The following is an 18,472-nucleotide window of genomic DNA, read 5'->3' on the forward strand; positions in this document are numbered from 1 at the left end:
TTCTCTTTATGAAAACTACATTTTTTATCTTTTTATTCTGATGCAAAAAAAAAGAGTAGTAGTAGGACTTTCAGGAGGAGTTGATTCTAGTGTTGCAGCATTAATTCTTAAAAAACAAGGTTATGAAGTGATCGGGTTATTTATGCATAACTGGGATGATTCTGTTTTTCATGAAATTCATCAATGTACTTGGAAAGAAGATAGTATTGATGCTTTGTTAGTAGCTAAAGATTTAAATATTCCTTTTCAAATAATAGAAATGAAAAAAGAATACGAGGAATCTATTATTAATTATATGTTTGACGGATATAGATCTGGAAAAACTCCTAATCCAGACATTTTGTGTAACCGAAAAATAAAATTCAATGTTTTTTTGAAAAAATCCATTGATTTAGGGGCCGATTTTATTGCAACAGGTCATTACGTTAATAAAAAAAAAATTATAAAAAATAATAAAATCATATATCGTCTTCTTGTTGGAAAAGATTCTAATAAAGATCAATCCTATTTTTTATGTCAATTAACACAATATCAATTGGAAAAATCTCTATTTCCGTTAGGTTCATTGACTAAAAATCAGGTTCGTAAAATAGCGGAAAAAAATGGATTATGTAATGCATCTAAAAAAGATTCTCAAGGATTGTGTTTTGTAGGAAAAATTCAATTATCCAAATTTCTCCAAAAAAAAATCTTTCCAAAAAAAGGAGAAATCGTTTTGATAGATTCAAACGCTTTAATGTACCACCCCAAAAAAAAATCCTTTTTTTCAAAGGAAGAAGAATTGTTTTTTTTATCTAAAAGAAAAAAATATCAGAAATCAGATGGAAAAGTAATTGGATACCATCATGGATCTCAATTTTTTACAAAAGGACAAAGAAAAGGAATTTCTTTAGGAGGATATAAAAAAGCTCTTTTTGTTATTGAAACAGATATCAAAGAAAATATAGTTTATACAGGGATGGGGAAAAATCATCCAGGTTTATATAAAAAATCCTTATTTATTCAGGAAAAAGACATTCATTGGATTCGGGAGGATTTAGCTCTCTTAAATGGAGAAAAAATGGAGGTTTTTTGTAGAATTCGTTATAGACAACCTTTGCAAAAAGCCTTTTTATACAAAACCAAAAACGGAATGTTTATAGAATTTGAATTTCTACAATGCGCTATTACCGAAGGACAATTCGCTGTATGGTATTTGGATGAAGAATTAATAGGATCAGGCGTTATTTCATAAATTATTATAATATTTATCTGGATAGATTTATTTTTTTAAATTTTTATATCAAAATTTTATTATTTCAAAAAAAAACACATGTTTTTTTTAAAAAAAATAAAATACATTATACAAACGAATTCTCAATTGTAAAATTTTCAATATTTTTTATTAAAAAAATATAAAAATTAATGATATTATAAAAAAATATAAAAAATAATTTCTATATAATCGATTTTTTTCATAATTTTGCATATTATATAATTTATGATATGCATCAGTAAATTTTCTTAAAGAAAGAGTATTTTTTTTAATCCCTACTTGATAATCGATTCAGTAGGGCTTTTTGATTTATAAAACATCTCATGAAAAAAAGAATTAATAATTTTAGCAGAAAAATTACGGAAGAACCTAATTTACCAGCTTCTCACGCTATGCTTTATGCAACCGGGTTAAAAGAAACGGACTTTTGTAAAGCTCAAATAGGAATAGTTAGTAACTGGTATGATGGAAATCCTTGTAATATGCATTTGAATGAACTAGGAAAAAAGATAAAATCTTCGATCATAAATAAAAATTTAATAGGATTTCAATTTACTACTATAGGAGTAAGTGATGGAATTACTATGGGGACCTATGGAATGAGGTATTCACTTCCTTCTAGAGAATTAATAGCGGATAGTATAGAAACCGTGGTAGATTCACATCATTATGATGGAGTCATCGCTATACCTGGATGTGATAAAAATCTTCCAGGGGTTATGATGGCTTTACTAAGATTAAATAGACCTTCTATTATTGTCTATGGAGGAAGCATCTCTTCAGGTGATTATAATGGAAAAAAATTAGACATTGTTTCTTCTTTTGAGGCTTTAGGTAAAAAAAATACTTGTAAAATATCCGAAAAAGAATATAAAGATATTGTAAAAAATTCCTGTCCAGGACCTGGAGCTTGCGGAGGAATGTATACAGCTAATACCATGGCTTCTGCTTTAGAAGCTATGGGAATGATGTTGCCTTATTCTTCATCTTCTCCATCCACAAGTGAAAATAAAAAAATAGAGTGTGAAGAAGTTTCGATTTTTATTAAAAAACTTCTAGAAAAAAACATAAAGCCTAAAGATATTGTCACAAAAACTTCTATAGAAAATGGAGTAAAACTAGCTATGTGTTTAGGTGGATCTACTAATTTAGTTTTACATTTTTTAGCTATTGCTAAATCAGCAAATATTAATTTTACTTTAAAGGACTTTCAAAAAATTAGTCATCAAGTTCCTCTTCTTGGAAATCTAAAACCAAGTGGAATTTTTTTAATGGAGGATATCCATATGTATATTGGAGGAATGCCCGTTATTATAAAATATTTATTAAATGAAGGAATTTTATCTGGCGACTGTATAACAGTCACGGGGAAAACTTTATATGAAAATATGAAAAATGTTCCGAATATGACTTTTAATCAAAAAATTATTTATTCCTTAAAAAAACCAATCAAGAAAGATGGACATATACGAATTTTATATGGAAATCTTTCTCCAGAAGGATCTATAGCAAAAATTACTGGTAAGGAAGGAATAATTTTTAGAGGAAAAGCGAATGTTTTTAATTCAGAAGAAGAGGCAAATCAAGCTATTTTAAATCATCAAATTCATCATGGAGATGTTGTGGTGATTAGATATGTAGGTCCAATAGGAGGTCCAGGAATGCCTGAAATGCTGAAACCAACGTCTTATATTATGGGTTCTGGATTAGGAAAACATGTAGCTCTTATTACGGATGGAAGGTTTTCTGGAGGATCACATGGATTTGTTGTCGGCCATATTACTCCAGAAGCACAATCTGGAGGACCAATAGCTTTGATTAAAAATGGAGATTTCATTAAAATAGATGCAAAAAATAATACTCTAACTCTTGAAGTAAAAGAAGAGGAAATAAAAAGAAGAAAAAAAGCGTGGACCCCACCTGGATTAAAAGTGAAAAGAGGATATCTATATAAATATATAAAAACCGTTTCTCCAGCTTCTAAAGGTTGTATTACAGATCAATTTTAATTAATTGTGTATGGAAAAAAAGTTATTCTCTGGTTCAGAAATAGTAATAAAAACTCTTTTATATGAAGAAGTAGAATATATTTTTGGATATCCAGGTGGAGCGATTATGCCTATATATGATTCTCTACACGATTATTTAAATAGGGTTTCTCATATCTTAATGCGTCATGAACAAGGATCCATTCATGCCGCGCAAGGTTATGCTAGAGCTACTGGAAAAATAGGTGTATGTTTTACTACATCCGGTCCTGGAGCTACCAATTTAATTACTGGATTAGCAGATGCATTAATAGATAGTACTCCTATCGTGTGTATTACTGGACAAGTATCTTCTCATCTTTTAGGTACTGATGCTTTTCAGGAAACGAATATTATAGATATATCTATTCCTGTAACTAAATGGAATACTCAAGTTTTGAAAGCGAAAGATATTTGTAAGTCTATTCAAAAAGGGTTTTTTATAGCTAAAAAGGGAAGACCAGGACCCGTATTAATAGATATCACCAAAGATGCTCAATTTCAAAAAACGGAATTTCTTTATAATCGTTGTAAATATGTTAAAAATTTTCATCCATATCCTTGTATAAAAGAAGAAAGAATAAAAGAAGCCGCTGATTTAATCAATTCATCTAAAAAACCTTTAATTCTTGTAGGACAAGGAGTGATTTTGGCTCATGCAGAAAATGAATTTAAAAAATTTATCGAAAAAACTGGAATTCCAGTTGCTAGTACTCTTTTAGGATTAGGAAGTTTAGAAAGTCATCATCGTTTACATGTAGGAATGCTAGGAATGCATGGAAATTATGCTCCTAATATTCTAACCAATCAGTGTGATCTTCTCATTGCTATAGGCATGCGTTTTGATGATCGTGTTACAGGAGATGTAAAAAAATATGCGAAACAAGCTAAAATTATCCATTTAGAAATAGATCCTTCTGAAGTGAATAAAAATATATTATGCCATCTCCCTATTTTGGGAGATTGTAAAATCTCTTTAAAAAAATTGACTTCTTATGTCAAAGAATCTACTCATGAAAAATGGATAGAAAAATTCCATGAATTAAGAAGAAAAGAAGAAGAATACGTCATAAAAAAGGATCTTTATCCAAAGAAAGAGGGAATAACTATGGGAGAAGTGATTAAGTGGATAAATAAATATAAACAAACAAATTCCATACTTGTTACAGACGTAGGGCAACATCAAATGATAGCTTCTAGATATTTTGATTTTACCTATAAAAAAAGTCAGATAACTTCTGGAGGATTAGGAACTATGGGGTTTGCTTTACCTGCTTCTATAGGAGCAAAATTAGGGGAAAAAGAAAGACAAATCATCTGTATTGTAGGAGATGGAGGGATTCAAATGACGATACAAGAAATGGGGACTATTTTACAGAATAATATTCCTATAAAAATTATATTACTAAATAATAATTTTTTGGGAATGGTTCGTCAATGGCAACAACTTTTTTTTGATAAACGTTATTCTTGTACAGAATTAGTTAATCCAAATTTTGTAAAATTAGCCGATGCTTACAATATTGAAGCAGAGAGAGTCAATCAAAGAGACGAATTAGAAATGGCAGTTAAAAAAGCATTAGGGAAAGAGAATGCTTTTTTATTAGAAATAGTAGTAGAAAAAGAGGATAATGTTTTTCCTATGATTCCTGCAGGTGCATCTGTAGATGAAATTCGTTTAATATAATAATAAATAATAAAAATATTATGAAGCATCAATTCAGAATAATAATTGTAGTGGAAAATCAAATAAGATTGTTGAGTAGAATACTTGTTCTATTGAATCGTAGGAATTTAAAAATCAATCATATCAATGTCTCTAATCATGAAAATGAAACCATAGATATGGATAACGTTCAATATATTATTGATTTAGAATGTCACGAGGAACAATTGATTAAATTGACAAAATTAATTGAAAAATTAATTGGCATTATTCATATTTACTCTTTCAAAATAAAGGAAAAAAATTCCAGAGAAAATTCCTGGAAAAAAATAGATTTCCCGTTAGCAACGTCTTAATTAAGAAAATTAAATTTTAAATAAATCATGAAAATAAAATTTGGATCTGTAGAAGAAAAAATTGTAACAAGAGAAGAGTTTCCATTATCGAAAGCTAAAGAAATCTTAAATAAAGAAACTATTTCTGTATTAGGATATGGAGTTCAAGGACCTGGTCAATCTCTTAATCTAAAGGATAATGGTTTTAGAGTTATTGTAGGACAAAGAAGGAATTCTTTATCTTGGAAAAAAGCTTTAGAAGATGGATGGATTGAAGGAAAGAATCTTTTTTCCTTAGAAGAGGCTTCTGAAAGGGGAACTATATTGATGTATTTGTTATCAGATGCTGGTCAAATTTCTTTTTGGCCTACTCTTCATAAAAATCTGACCAAAGGAAAATCTTTATATTTTTCGCATGGATTTGGATTAACATTTTGTGAAAAAACTAAAATTCATCCTCCTAAAGATGTAGATGTTTTTTTAGTTGCTCCCAAAGGTTCAGGAAAAAGTTTAAGGAGACTTTTTAAAAAAGGAAAAGGAATTAATTCTAGTTATGCCATTTATCAGGATTATAGTGGAAAAAGTTTAAAAAAAGCTCTTTCTATAGGGATAGGAATTGGATCTGGATATTTATTTGAAACAACTTTTCAAAAAGAAGTCTATTCTGATTTAGTAGGAGAGAGAGGAACTTTAATGGGAGCCATACAAGGAATTTTTTCCGCCCAATATCAGATTTTAAGAGAAAAAGGGCATTCTCCTTCGGAATCTTTCAATGAGACAGTAGAAGAATTAACTCAAAGTCTTATGCCATTAGTATCAGAAAATGGAATGGATTGGATGTATGCTAATTGCTCTACCACTGCACAAAGAGGGGCTTTAGATTGGTGGAAAAAATTTAGAGATGCTACTTTACCTGTATTTAGAAGTTTATATCAAAAAGTTTCTTCAGGAAACGAGGCGGAAAGAGTTATAGAAGAAAATAGCCTTTCAGATTATAGATTGAAATTAGAAAAAGAATTGACTTCTCTTCGAGAAAGTGAATTATGGAAAGTAGGAAAGACGATTCGTGATCTCAGACCAAAAAAAAAGTAAATAATAGTGAATGAATTAAAATTCACTATATATTATAAAAAGAAAAGAAATTATTTTATTGACATTTTTTTATTTTTAAAATATTGAAAAATAAATTATATTTTCCTTCTTATGAAGAAATTGTTAAGGCTAAAAACCTATTAAAAGATATTATTTATGAAACTCCATTGCAGAGAAATTCTCTTTTGTCAGAAAAATATCAAGCTAATATTTTTTTGAAAAGAGAAGATTTGCAGATTATACGTTCTTATAAAATTAGAGGAGCATATCATAAAATAAAAAGTTTATCCCATATAGAACTAAAAAAGGGAATTGTTTGTGCTAGTGCTGGAAATCATGCACAAGGTGTAGCTTACTCTTGTAATATATTACAATTACCAGGAAAAATTTATATGCCTAGTACTACTCCTAAGCAAAAAGTAGAAAGAGTTAAAATGTTTGGAAAAGAACATGTGAAAATTGTTCTTATTGGAGATACTTTCGATGCGGTTAGTTATGAAGCCATGAGAGATTGTAAAAAGAATAAAAAAATATTCATTCATCCTTTTGATGATATCAAAATTATTGAAGGGCAAGCTACTGTAGGTTTAGAAATTTTAAAACAATCTAATGATCACTTTATTGATTACGTTTTTCTTCCTATTGGAGGAGGAGGATTGGCTTCAGGTGTAGGAAGTATTTTTAAACAATTTAGTCCAAAAACTAAAATCATAGGAGTAGAACCTGAGGGCGCTCCATCTATGAGTCATTCTTTCAAAGAAGGAAAAGTCATAGAATTAAAAACCATAGATAGATTTATTGATGGAGCTTCAGTAAAAAAAGTAGGGGAATTAAACTTTCACATATGTAATCGAGTTTTATCTGAAATAAAGACCGTCCCGGAAGGAAAGGTTTGTACTACTATTTTAGATTTATACAATTTGGAAGCTATTGTAGCGGAACCAGCTGGAGCTCTTTCAATATCTGCATTAGACCTTTATTCTAAAAAAATCAAAGGAAAGACTATAGTTTGTGTATTAAGTGGTGGAAATAACGATATTACTAGAACAGAAGAGATAAGAGAAAGATCCCTTTTATATGAAGAAAAAAAACACTATTTTATTGTCAAGTTTCCACAAAGAGGATGATATTGCTTATTTCGAATACTCTAAAAAAAATTCTAAAGAAGAAGGACCAGCTATAATAGGAATAGAATTAGCAGATAAGAAGGAATTTTCTGGATTATTAGGAAGAATGAAAAAATATAGAGTTCATTTTCAGTACCTAAATAAAGATCCAGATTTATTTCGTGTTCTTATATAATATCAATTTGTACCCACGACTGGATTTGAACCAGCACATCCTAATCGGATACCACCCCCTCAAGGTGGCGTGTCTCCCAATTCCACCACGTGGGCTATTATATTAATTTTTAAAAGAAAAGAGAACGAATAAATATATTTTTCTATAGGAATATTTTTGGAAGGAAAACTCCAATTACATCTTAAGAATTCTTTTGCTATTTCATATCCTATTCCATTTCAAAAACCTGTAGTTATTACTTTCTTTTTCATCTTTTCGTAAAGATAATTTATTTTTGCTTAATCAAATTGATTTATATTATTATATTATATCAATTTAAAAAAAAATAATATGAATATAGCAATAATAGGATATGGAAAAATGGGAAAATCTGTAGAAAAAATAGCGAAAATTAGAAATCATCAAATTTCCTTTTTTTCTAACGAAAGTCCTAATTCCATTTCTTTAAAAAATACGGATGTGGCTATAGAATTTACTCAGCCAGACTCTGCTTTTCAGAATATAAAAATCTGTTTGGAAAATCATATTCCTATAGTATGTGGAACTACAGGATGGTTAGAAACATTTCCTTTTGTTAAGGATCTTTGTAAAAAAAAAAACGGAACTTTTTTATATTCTTCTAATTTCAGTATAGGAATGAATCTCTTTTTCGAAATCAATCATCAACTATCAAAATTTTTATCTACATACGCCAAAGATTATGAAGTCATAATTGAGGAAATTCATCATAAAGAAAAAATAGATAAACCTAGTGGAACTGCTATTTCTTTAGCAAAAGATATTATTAATAATAAAATGAAAAAAGCATGGATCTTAGATAAGAAAAATACAAAAGATCAAGTATTAATCATTTCCAAAAGATTGGAAAAAATCCCGGGAATACATACAGTAACATATCAATCTAAAATAGAAAATATAGAAATACAACACAAAGCTCATAGCAGAGAAGGATTTGCATTAGGAGCCATTATAGCTGCAGAATGGATTAAAAATAAAAAAGGATTTTTTTCTATGAAAGATGTATTAGGAATATAGATTTGATCCTATCATATGTATCAGTATCTTTTTTTTAGTGGAATTTTTTTATTTTTTGAACATATTATTCATGTTTTAGGAACATGGAAGCTTTTAAAAAAAATGGGAGTCAGTTATCATCAACAAATGATTCCTATATACAATATTGTTCTTCTTTTAAAAAAATCTCATAGACCTATTTGGTGGATTTTTCTTTTATTTATTCCATTAACAAGTATTTTTTTGATTATCACTTTATGGATAGATTTACTTCGTATTTTTGGAAATACAAGTAAAAAAGATATTTTCTTATTTTTTCTATCTCTAGGAGGATATATCTATTATATAAATTATTCTAAAAAACTGGAAACATTCAAAATCATCTATAAAAAGAAAAAAAATACAGGATACAATATCTTATTGGCGATGATTTTTTCTTTTCTTACACATACTTATATAATTCAACCATTTGCCATTCCTACTTCTTCTATGGAAGGATCTTTATTAGTAGGTGATTTTATATTAGTCAGTAAAATTCATTATGGATTGCGAATGCCTATAACTCCAATATCTATCCCTTTTACACATAACACGATTATAGATCAATGGAAATCTTATATTTCTTTTTTTCAATGGCCTTATTTCCGTCTATCTCCTATACAATCTATAATAAGGAATGATATTGTAGTTTTTAATTTTCCTAAAGATTTAAATCATCAAGTAATAGATAGAAAAGAAAACTATATCAAACGTTGTGTAGGTTTACCGGGAGATATAATTTCTATTAAAAATGGAATTTTATTTGTAAATAATAAACAGGAACAAGAAAATCAGATAAAAAAACAACAAATTTATCTTATTAAAACAAAAAATATTCCATTAAATATAGAATTTCTTAAAGAAAATATGGATATAGAAGATATTGATCTCATAGGGGAAAAAAATGACGAATATTTTTATCAAATTATGTTGACTGAAAAGAAAGCCATACAGATCAGTAATTTATTTGAAAATATAATTTATCTAAAAAAATACCTATTACCAAGAAATTTTTCGGAAGATTCTATATTTCCAAGCTCTTTTGGTTGGAACAGAGATTTTTTTGGCCCTTTGTATATTCCTAAGAAGGGAGATAGGATTAAATTAAATTCAAAAAATATTCATATCTATTATGATATTATTGTATATGAAGGAAATAAAATAAGAAAAGGACGTTCGTGTTTCGTTATCAATAATAAAAAAAATAATTATTATAAAATACAAAAAAACTATTATTTCATGATGGGAGATAATAGACATAATTCTTCTGATTCTCGTTATTGGGGGTTCGTTCCGGAAGATCATATAGTAGGAAAACCTATATTTATATGGATGAGTATAGATTGGGATAGAAAAAATCCTTTAAATTTTCTCAATTGGAAATTTCGTTGGGATCGTATGATGACTACAGTAGATGGAAAAAACTCCTATTTATCCTTTTTTTTTACATTTTTATTTATATATTTTTCTTATTTTCTCTTTTATAAAAAATCTTAAAAGCGATTTTCTTTTTTCAGAAAAAAATTTCCTATAAAATAACCAGATAATATTCCTCCTATGTGAGCAAAATGTGCTACTCCAGGGGACAAATTAAAAAAAGCCGAAATCAAACTTCCAAAAATAAAAATCAGAAGAGCTTTTCGTACAGCAATTGGAAAAGGAAATGGTAAAATAAATATTTTATGTTCTGGAAAATATCTAGCAAAAGCTCCTACTATTCCACTTACAGCTCCTGAAGCTCCCATCATTGGAGAATACATAGAACTGTAGAGATTGATACGTTGTTCTTGATTTAAATCATCAAATATTATTTTTGCTTTGGAAAAATCCAATGAATGAACGAAATAATAAAGAATCCCAGTATTGAACACTAATTGTAATAATGCTGCTAAAATACCTGATAAAAAATAGGTGATTAAAAATTTTTTAATTCCTAACAAATTTTCCATTTGTCCTCCAAACATGAATAAGGCTAACATGTTGAAAATAATGTGCAGAAAAAGACGCTTAGAATGTACAAACATATGAGTAAAAATCTGATAGATTTCAAATCTATTATCCAAAGGATGATATAAAGAAAGAATATTTTCTATTTTATATTGTGAAAAAACAAAAGTAGCTGCATATACAAGTATATTAATACTAATTAAATGTTTGACAGCATCTGAATTAAAATTTGATATATAAAAATTCACTTACAAAATTGTTTTTTGAAAAAATTGTTTTTTAACACAAAAAAAACAGGGGCTCCTGTATACGTATAACTTGTATTTTCACAAGAAAAAAAATCTCTAATTAAACATTTCATTTTATAAGAATGTAATTTTGTTCCGTATTTTATAGCAGCAGATTTCGCTATAGATTTAATAAGTATTTTTTTGTTATTTTTTTCTCCTTTAGAAAAATTATATGTTAAAATATTGTGAAAAATTTCCACCAGAATATTTTGATGTATCTTTTCTGGAATAGAATATAAATAAGCAGATTTCTTACAAAAGAAAAAATGAAATCCCATTTCAATTAAGTCTTGTTTAATGTTATTTAATGAGTTGAATTCATGCTTTAACAGTCTCACTTCAATTGGAAAAAGAAACTGTTGGCTTATTAATTTTTTTTTTCTTTTTTGAAAAAAAAATTCCAATAATATATTTTGATGAGCTCTATGTTGATCTACCAGGATGATATTTTCTTCCTCCCATGGGAAAATTATATATTTTCCATTTATCTGAAAAGTTTTTATATCTTTTTCATTAGAAACATAGCTAGATAATTTTTTTGTCAAATGAATATCGATAAAAAAGTCTGATTCTTTCATGTGATGGAGAAAATTATCCAACTGAATTACTTTTTCTTTATAAGAAAGCTCTTCAAAAAAAGAATTATAATGATTCATCTTTTTTGATGAATCACAAGAAAATAAAAAATCTGAATGATTTAAATCCTCCTTTTTGACTTTATACTGACAACATAAAATATTTTTTATTTCTTGTTGAATCATATTTCCAACTAGATTTTCTTCTTCCAATTTGACTTCTTTTTTTGTAGGATGAATATTCCAATTTACTAAACTGGGGTCTATATGAATAAAAATAAAATAGGAAACTGTTTTTAAATTTTTTAAAATTCCATCATAAGCGGAAATAATTTTTCTATGAAAGAAAGTATTTGTAATGCTACGTTGGTTAACAAATAAAAATTGATCTCCTTTTTTTTGGACATCCGTATCTGGGTTACTAACAAAACCTTCTATAAAAATTCTACTTTTTTTGATGATAATTGGTATTAATATTTGATTTTTTTTACTAAAAATTTCTTGGATTCTATCCTTTAAAGAAGCCTTTTTAAAAGAAAAAAGAATTTTATCATTATGATAAAAACGATAGACAATATCTCTATGTGCTAAAACGATTTTATAAAATTCATTAACAATATGTTGAAATTCTATTCTGGAAGATTTTAAAAATCGTCTCCTAGCAGGAATTTTATAGAAAATGTTTTTCACAGAGACTCTAGTCCCTTGAAGCATATTTATGGGAATTTGTTTTTTTATTTTTCCCTCTTCTATAAAAAAGTGAAACCCCATAACATTTTCTTTATTTTTAGTTTGTATTTCTAGTTGAGAAATGAAAGCAATGGAAGCTAATGCTTCTCCACGAAATCCTTTCGTTCTAATTCTAAAAAGATCCTCATTGGTTTTTATTTTAGAAGTAGCATGTCGCTGAAAACTCATTCTAGCATCATTCAAACTCATTCCATCTCCATTATCTATTAATTGAATTAAAGTTTTTCCTGAATCTCTTATAAATACATCAATCATTTTTGCCTTTGCATCTATTGAATTTTCAATAAGTTCTTTTAATACAGAAGAAGGACGTTGTACTATTTCACCAGAAGCAATTTGATTGATCACTTTTTTAGGTAATAATTGAATAGTATTACTATTCATCATTCAATAGATTTCCGAAAAATAGCCATATATAAAGCTGTTTTAGCGCATTCTATGCCTTTATTCCCTTTTTTCCCACCGGATCTATCCAAAGATTGCTGTTTATTTTTGTCAGTAAGAACACAAAATATAACTGGAACATCATATTGAATATTGATATCCTTTATTCCTTGTGAAATAGCTTGAGAAAGATACTTAAAATGAGAAGTTTCTCCTTGTATAAGAGACCCTATGACAATAATAGAATCAAAATTATAACAAAGAGCTATTTTTTTAGCTGAATAAATAAGTTCATAGCTTCCTGGAACTTTCCAAGTTTTGATTTTTTCTTTTAAAATTCCTGATTGAATTAAAGTTTCATATGCTCCTTTATATAGGTTATCGGTAATATCATTATTCCATTGTGCCACTATGATAGCAAATCTTAGATGTTTATTTTTTAATTTATCTGTTTGATATACAGGAGTTTGTTTCATGTGAGATTTACAATTTATTTTCAAGAAACATGAGATATTTTTCTACATTTTTTTTATACAGAAAAATAGGATATCTCTTTTCAATTTTTTTAAGAAAAAATTTAGAATTTTTGTATTTTTTCATAGAAAAAGTTAATAATGCTGCTTTGTAATAATAAAGAGGCGTAGTGATTTCATTTTCTCTTATATTAGCTGCTTTAACATAATTTTTTAAAGCTTCATTTTTATTTTTAATCTGTGCAAAGGCATCTCCTATCATTCCATATTTAATAGAGGATAAAAATTCATCTTTTGCAGAAAAATTTCTCATCATTTTTATAGATTCTTTATAGTTTCCTAATTTATAAAAGCAAATTCCAGCATAAAATTTAGAAATATTACCTGCTTTAGTAAAAGGATATTTGGTAAAAATGCCATAAAATCCTAGATAAGGAATTTTTAATTTTTTTTTATTTAAAGCTTGATCTATAGCTCCCTGAGAAAGATATTTTTGTGCATAGCTTAATTCTTCCAGAGCTTTTTCCTCGGATGGAGATAAAATAAATTTTTTATAAAAGAAATAGCTTCCTACTGTTATAAAAATTATACTACAAAAAAAAACCATCACTTTTTTCTTTTTAAAAAAAGAAAAAAGACTAAAATTCATCATAAGGAAAACAGGATTTTTTTTCATTTTTAAAGAAATACTGTGAATAAATATAAAATATACATAAAATCATTTAGTTTTTTTTTCGTATGACTTCTATACTCTTTATTCTTTTATGATCTAGGCTTCTTATAATGAAAGAATAGTTTAAAAAATTAATTTTTTGTTTTCGTTTTGGAAATTCTTTATTGATTTCCATAAGAAACCCTCCCAAAGTATCTGCATCTCCTTTTTTTTTTTCGAAAAATACTTCCTCTTTTATTTCCATAATACGATAAAAATTGATCAGGGAAGTTTTTCCATCAAATAAATAATTATTCTGATTTAGTTTTGAATAAGACATGTCTTCTTCATCAAATTCATCTACAATATCTCCTACAATCTCCTCAATAACATCTTCAAGAGTAATTAATCCACAAGTTCCTCCGTATTCATCTACCACAATAGCTAAATGGATCTTTTTTTTTTTAAAATCATTTAAAAGATCATCTATTTTTTTGTTTTCTGGAACAAAAAAAGGAGGATGAATCAGTTTAGTCCATTCAAATTCTTTTTCATGAATAAATGGAAGAAGATCTTTAGAAAAAAGCACTCCTTCTATATCATCAATACTGTCTTTATAAATAGGAATTCTAGAATATCCTTGATAACGAATTAATTCTAAAACGTGAAAAAACAGAGTATTCCTGTTCAAAGCGAACATATCTATCCTTGGAGTCATGATTTGATGTATTTCTGTATTTCCAAAATTCACAATTCTTTGCAAAAAGAGACATTCTTTAACATTTTTTTTATGAGAAGATGCGATTTTTAAGGCTTTTGAAAGTTGATCCACAGATATTCTATTCTTTTTCTTTCTCATTTTTTTTTCTATCAGTTTAGAAATGAGGATCATAATTTTACTAAAAGGATCTAGAATTTTTCCGAGAAACATCAAGGTTTTTGACATGAAGAGAGCAAAACGAAAATTATTTTTTCGAGCATATATTTTTGGAATTATTTCTCCAAATAAAAGTAAAATAAAAGTTAAAAAAACCACTTCTAAAAGAAAATTTATAGGAATTGAAAAACTTTTTTTCAAAGATTTTGTGATTAAATATGAGCTTAATATAACAATTCCTATATTAGAAAAATTATTGAATATCAATATCGTAGCTAAAAGTTTTTTTCTATTCTTAAGAACATTTAACACTCTATCTCCTCTAGATGGATTTTTTTTTCTTTCTCTATCAATAGTTTTTTTTTCAAGACAAAAAAAAGCAGTTTCTGATCCAGATATAAGTGCAGAAAATAATAGTAAGATGATTATTAACACAAATAGAAATATTTGAAAATATAGAGTGCTTTCTAAAAAAATGCTCGTAGAAGATTTTTTTTCCAAGAGATTTAATTTTGATGAAAACAAAACTAAATCATTTTTTCATGTTTTAAAAACAAGGTAATTGGACGAGGAAAAGGATATTCAACAATTTTTTCGTGTGGAATGAAAAAAAAATTATCAAAATATTTTTCTTTTTGAATATTTTGTATGATTTTACAATTTAAAAATTGAATGGATAATGTCTGATGAGTTAACTTATGTATTACTTTATAAATAATAGAATCAGAAATTATCCTAAACCTCGTCCAAATCTTATCTTTGATTTCGTGAATGGAAAGATTTTTTTCTGATTCTATTAACGGAAAATCATACAACCCTTTCCATATGTCTGGGTGATTTCTTTTCTGAATACAGAGATGCTTCTTTTTATCCCATATAAAAACATAATAAAAAAATCTATGAGAAACAGATTTTTTTATTATGTTTTTAACAGGAAGATCATAGACCGTTCCATTTTTCAATGCAAAACAAGAAGATTTTACTGGACAGTAAAAACATTTAGCTTTTCTTGGAGTGCATAAAGTAGAGCCTAAATCCATAACAGCTTGATTAAAAATTCCTGGATAGTGATGATCCATTATTTTTAAAATGAAAAATCTAAATATATTTTTTGCTCTAGCAGATGTGATCTTATGGTAAATTCCTAAATATCTAGAAAATACTCTATAAGCATTTCCATCCAAAGCAGGAATCACTTCATCGAAACATATAGAGGCTACAGCTGCTCCTGTATATGGACCTATTCCTTTATATTTGATTAATTCTTTATATGTTTTTGGAAAAAATCCACTTGGTTTTTCTTTTACCAATTTTTTAGCAAACAAATGTAAATAGCGAGCTCTTGTATAATAACCTAATCCTTCCCATTCTTTCAAGACTTCTTTTTCTTCTGCATAGGCTAATTTTTCTATATTTGGAAATTTTTTGACAAAATCTAAATAATATTTTATAGTTTTTGATACTCTTGTTTGTTGCAGCATAAATTCAGAAACTAATACATAGTATGGATTTTTAGTTTCTCTCCAAGGAAGTTTTCGATAATTGTTTTTATACCAGTTTATTATTTTTTTAGAAAAATTCATATCTATGTTAATTTTAGAGCAATTTTATAAAAAATTGGTATATTTAGGAAACCGAATTTTGTTATTCGATTTATAATGATTCAACATGACAAAAGCAGATATAATAACAGAAATCATATCCGAAACGGGATCTGAGAGAATTGACACGCAAAAGGTGATAGAAACGTTTATGAAAAAAATAAAACAAAGCCTAAAATCTGGAGAAAATGTTTATTTACGAGGATTTGGATCCTTTATTATTAAATACAGAGCGAAAAAACTTGGACGTCATATATCCAAAGATATGTCTATTGTCATTCCTGCGCATAATATACCAGCATTTAAACCTGCAAAAGCATTTACCGAGTTAGTCAAAAAAAACGTTCCTATTAAAAAATAATATGTAGGTGATAAACAACGATTTAAAATTATGCCAAACGGAAAAAAAAGAAAAAGACGTAAAATTTCTACCCATAAAAGAAAAAAAAGAAATAGGAAGAATAGACATAAAAAGAAAAAATAAAAATTTTTATCAAAAGTTCATCTTTTATAATTTTTAAAACTTTTTTTCCTTGTTTTTGTGTATGATGTGTATGAATAAAGAGTTAGTTATAAATGCAGAAGAACAAGAAGTAAAAATAGCCCTTTTAGAAGAAGGGAAATTGTTAGAACTTCATCGAGAAGTTTTCAATAAAAAGTTCTCTGTAGGGGATATATATTTAGGTGTAGTAAAAAAGATTTCATATGGATTAAATGCGGCTATCATTGATATAGGATATTCAAAAGGAGCTTTTTTGCATTATAATGATCTTGGATTTCAAATAGAAAAAATGTTAAGTCTGATCATTCAAAAAAAAAATTCTTTTTTGATAAAAAAAGAGAATAGGAGTTCCATAGAAAAAATTTTATATCCTGGACAAAAAATTCTGGTTCAAATTTCGAAAGAACCCATTTCCAATAAAGGACCAAAATTAACTGCCAAGTTATGTATTCCTGGAAGAAATTTAGTGTTAATTCCTTTTTCAGAAAAGATTTCTATTTCTAAAAAAATTAAAAACACGAAAGAAAAAAGTCGATTAATTTCTTGTATAAAGAAAATACAACCAAAAGAATTTGGAATTCTTATTCGAACGGCGGCTTCTTCCAAAAAAGAACAAGTTTTCAAAAAAGAACTATTCTTTTTAATAAAAAAATGGAAAATTATATTAAGTAATTTAATCAAATTACCTCCAGTTAGGGTTTTAAGCGAAAGTAGTAAAACTTCTTGTTTATTAAGAGATACATTCAATAATGATTTTAAATCTATTTATTGTAACAATAGGTTTCTTTGCCAGGAAATTCGTTCTTATTTATCTTTAATTGCCCCAGAAAAAACCAGCATTATTAAACATTATAAAGGAGATATTCCCATATTTGAAAAATATGGGATTGAGAAACAGATAAAAAATTTTTTGGGAAAAAATGTTCCTCTTGCAAATGGAGCTTATCTTGTTATTGAACATACTGAAGCTTTACATGTTATAGATGTGAATAGTGGGATGATTAATCACATTAAAAAATATTGTACAGAATCAGAAAGAATAGATACTATGTTAAAAGTCAATCTTTTAGCTGCAACAGAAATTGCTAGACAACTGAGGTTAAGGGATATGGGAGGAATAATTATAGTAGATTTTATAGATATGTCTGAGCCCTATCAAAGAAAAAAATTATATGAACATTTGAAAGAAAAAATGAAAAATGATAGAGCCAAACACCAAATTTTACCTCCAAATGAATTTGGTTTAGTTCAATTTACCCGTCATAGAGTAAGACCTGAATTAAAAGCTAATCATCATGATAAAAAATTTAAAGAATCTCCTATAGTTTATATTCATCATTTAGAATTTATTCTAGAGACTCTTGTAAAAGATAAATTTCATAAAGGAATACAATTGCATATACATACTTTTGTAGCGGCTTATCTGAAAAAAGGATTTCCTTCTATTCAACATAAATGGCTTTTTAAATATAAAAAATGGATTAAAATTATTCCTAGAGATTCTTTTAAATACACGGAATATAAAATTTTCAATAAAAATAAAGAAGTAGTTTCCTCTTCTTTTAAAAGAAATTAATTTCTTAAATTTATTAATGTGGGCGTGGTGGAATTGGCAGACACGTCAGACTTAGGATCTGATGCCTATCAGGCATAAGGGTTCGAATCCCTTCGCCCGCACATTGTGATGTTTT

The 18,472-nt window shown here is 27.4% G+C and carries 15 protein-coding genes, 2 tRNA genes and 1 pseudogene; 11 read left to right on the plus strand and 7 right to left on the minus strand.

Annotated features, from left to right (window positions below):
• Positions 1–40 precede the first annotated feature (40 nt).
• The 6 genes and pseudogenes from mnmA to ilvA all read left to right on the plus strand — a co-directional run bounded on the left by mnmA (position 41) and on the right by ilvA (position 7,677).
• Positions 41–1,234, plus strand: a complete 1,194-nt coding sequence (gene mnmA / locus H0H45_RS00405; RefSeq protein WP_185866656.1) for a tRNA 2-thiouridine(34) synthase MnmA — start codon at positions 41–43, stop codon at positions 1,232–1,234.
• 344 nt (positions 1,235–1,578) lie between these two features.
• Positions 1,579–3,264: a dihydroxy-acid dehydratase gene (gene ilvD / locus H0H45_RS00410; protein ID WP_185866657.1), complete on the plus strand. Its 1,686-nt coding sequence runs from the start codon at positions 1,579–1,581 to the stop codon at positions 3,262–3,264.
• A 10-nt stretch (positions 3,265–3,274) separates the two neighbouring features.
• A complete protein-coding gene (ilvB, locus tag H0H45_RS00415; RefSeq protein ID WP_185866658.1) occupies positions 3,275–4,969 on the plus strand; it encodes a biosynthetic-type acetolactate synthase large subunit in 1,695 nt (564 codons plus the stop codon).
• Positions 4,970–4,989: 20 nt separating this feature from the next.
• Positions 4,990–5,304, plus strand: a complete 315-nt coding sequence (locus tag H0H45_RS00420; RefSeq protein ID WP_185866659.1) for an acetolactate synthase — start codon at positions 4,990–4,992, stop codon at positions 5,302–5,304.
• Between the two features lie 27 nt (positions 5,305–5,331).
• Positions 5,332–6,375 carry a ketol-acid reductoisomerase gene (ilvC, locus tag H0H45_RS00425; RefSeq protein WP_185866660.1) on the plus strand — a complete coding sequence of 348 codons (1,044 nt, stop codon included), beginning with the start codon at positions 5,332–5,334 and terminating at the stop codon, positions 6,373–6,375.
• 83 nt (positions 6,376–6,458) lie between these two features.
• Positions 6,459–7,677: pseudogene (gene ilvA, locus H0H45_RS00430) on the plus strand (threonine ammonia-lyase).
• A gap of 10 nt (positions 7,678–7,687) precedes the next feature.
• Here ilvA and H0H45_RS00435 read toward each other — a convergent pair.
• Positions 7,688–7,772, minus strand: a tRNA-Leu gene (locus H0H45_RS00435).
• A gap of 235 nt (positions 7,773–8,007) precedes the next feature.
• Between H0H45_RS00435 and dapB the strand changes: the two genes are divergently transcribed.
• Both dapB and lepB read left to right on the plus strand, forming a co-directional pair.
• Entirely contained in the window at positions 8,008–8,712 is a 705-nt protein-coding gene (dapB, locus tag H0H45_RS00440; RefSeq protein WP_185866661.1) for a 4-hydroxy-tetrahydrodipicolinate reductase, read from the plus strand.
• Positions 8,713–8,727: 15 nt separating this feature from the next.
• Positions 8,728–10,227, plus strand: coding sequence for a signal peptidase I (gene lepB / locus H0H45_RS00445; RefSeq protein WP_185866662.1), 1,500 nt, complete (start codon positions 8,728–8,730; stop codon positions 10,225–10,227).
• On the opposite strand, the gene H0H45_RS00450 is transcribed toward lepB, so the two are convergent.
• From H0H45_RS00450 to H0H45_RS00475, 6 genes are all read right to left on the minus strand, one after another.
• Positions 10,224–10,925 (minus strand): rhomboid family intramembrane serine protease, encoded by a 702-nt coding sequence (locus H0H45_RS00450; protein WP_185866663.1) that lies wholly within the window; start codon positions 10,923–10,925, stop codon positions 10,224–10,226. The two genes, lepB and H0H45_RS00450, sit on opposite strands and share 4 nt — an antisense overlap.
• On the minus strand, positions 10,922–12,676 hold the full coding sequence (gene mutL, locus H0H45_RS00455; RefSeq protein WP_238785232.1) for a DNA mismatch repair endonuclease MutL: 1,755 nt from the start codon (positions 12,674–12,676) through the stop codon (positions 10,922–10,924). The genes H0H45_RS00450 and mutL overlap by 4 nt, the downstream gene beginning before the upstream one ends.
• Positions 12,676–13,152 (minus strand): 6,7-dimethyl-8-ribityllumazine synthase, encoded by a 477-nt coding sequence (gene ribH / locus H0H45_RS00460; RefSeq protein WP_185866665.1) that lies wholly within the window; start codon positions 13,150–13,152, stop codon positions 12,676–12,678. The genes mutL and ribH overlap by 1 nt, the downstream gene beginning before the upstream one ends.
• A gap of 7 nt (positions 13,153–13,159) precedes the next feature.
• On the minus strand, positions 13,160–13,801 hold the full coding sequence (locus tag H0H45_RS00465; RefSeq protein ID WP_185866851.1) for a tetratricopeptide repeat protein: 642 nt from the start codon (positions 13,799–13,801) through the stop codon (positions 13,160–13,162).
• 70 nt (positions 13,802–13,871) lie between these two features.
• Complete coding sequence (gldE, locus tag H0H45_RS00470; RefSeq protein WP_185866852.1) at positions 13,872–15,179, minus strand: gliding motility-associated protein GldE; 1,308 nt, start codon at positions 15,177–15,179, stop codon at positions 13,872–13,874.
• 26 nt (positions 15,180–15,205) lie between these two features.
• Positions 15,206–16,261, minus strand: a complete 1,056-nt coding sequence (locus tag H0H45_RS00475; protein ID WP_185866666.1) for an A/G-specific adenine glycosylase — start codon at positions 16,259–16,261, stop codon at positions 15,206–15,208.
• 85 nt (positions 16,262–16,346) lie between these two features.
• Between H0H45_RS00475 and H0H45_RS00480 the strand changes: the two genes are divergently transcribed.
• The 3 genes from H0H45_RS00480 (at position 16,347) to H0H45_RS00490 (ending at position 18,458) form a co-directional block, all read left to right on the plus strand.
• Entirely contained in the window at positions 16,347–16,640 is a 294-nt protein-coding gene (locus tag H0H45_RS00480) for an HU family DNA-binding protein (protein WP_185866667.1), read from the plus strand.
• A 193-nt stretch (positions 16,641–16,833) separates the two neighbouring features.
• Positions 16,834–18,357 carry an Rne/Rng family ribonuclease gene (locus tag H0H45_RS00485; protein ID WP_185866668.1) on the plus strand — a complete coding sequence of 508 codons (1,524 nt, stop codon included), beginning with the start codon at positions 16,834–16,836 and terminating at the stop codon, positions 18,355–18,357.
• An 18-nt stretch (positions 18,358–18,375) separates the two neighbouring features.
• A tRNA-Leu gene (locus H0H45_RS00490) sits at positions 18,376–18,458 on the plus strand.
• Positions 18,459–18,472 lie beyond the last annotated feature (14 nt).

Source organism: Blattabacterium cuenoti, from assembly GCF_014252095.1.
In the GTDB taxonomy this organism is placed as follows: domain Bacteria; phylum Bacteroidota; class Bacteroidia; order Flavobacteriales; family Blattabacteriaceae; genus Blattabacterium; species Blattabacterium cuenoti_F.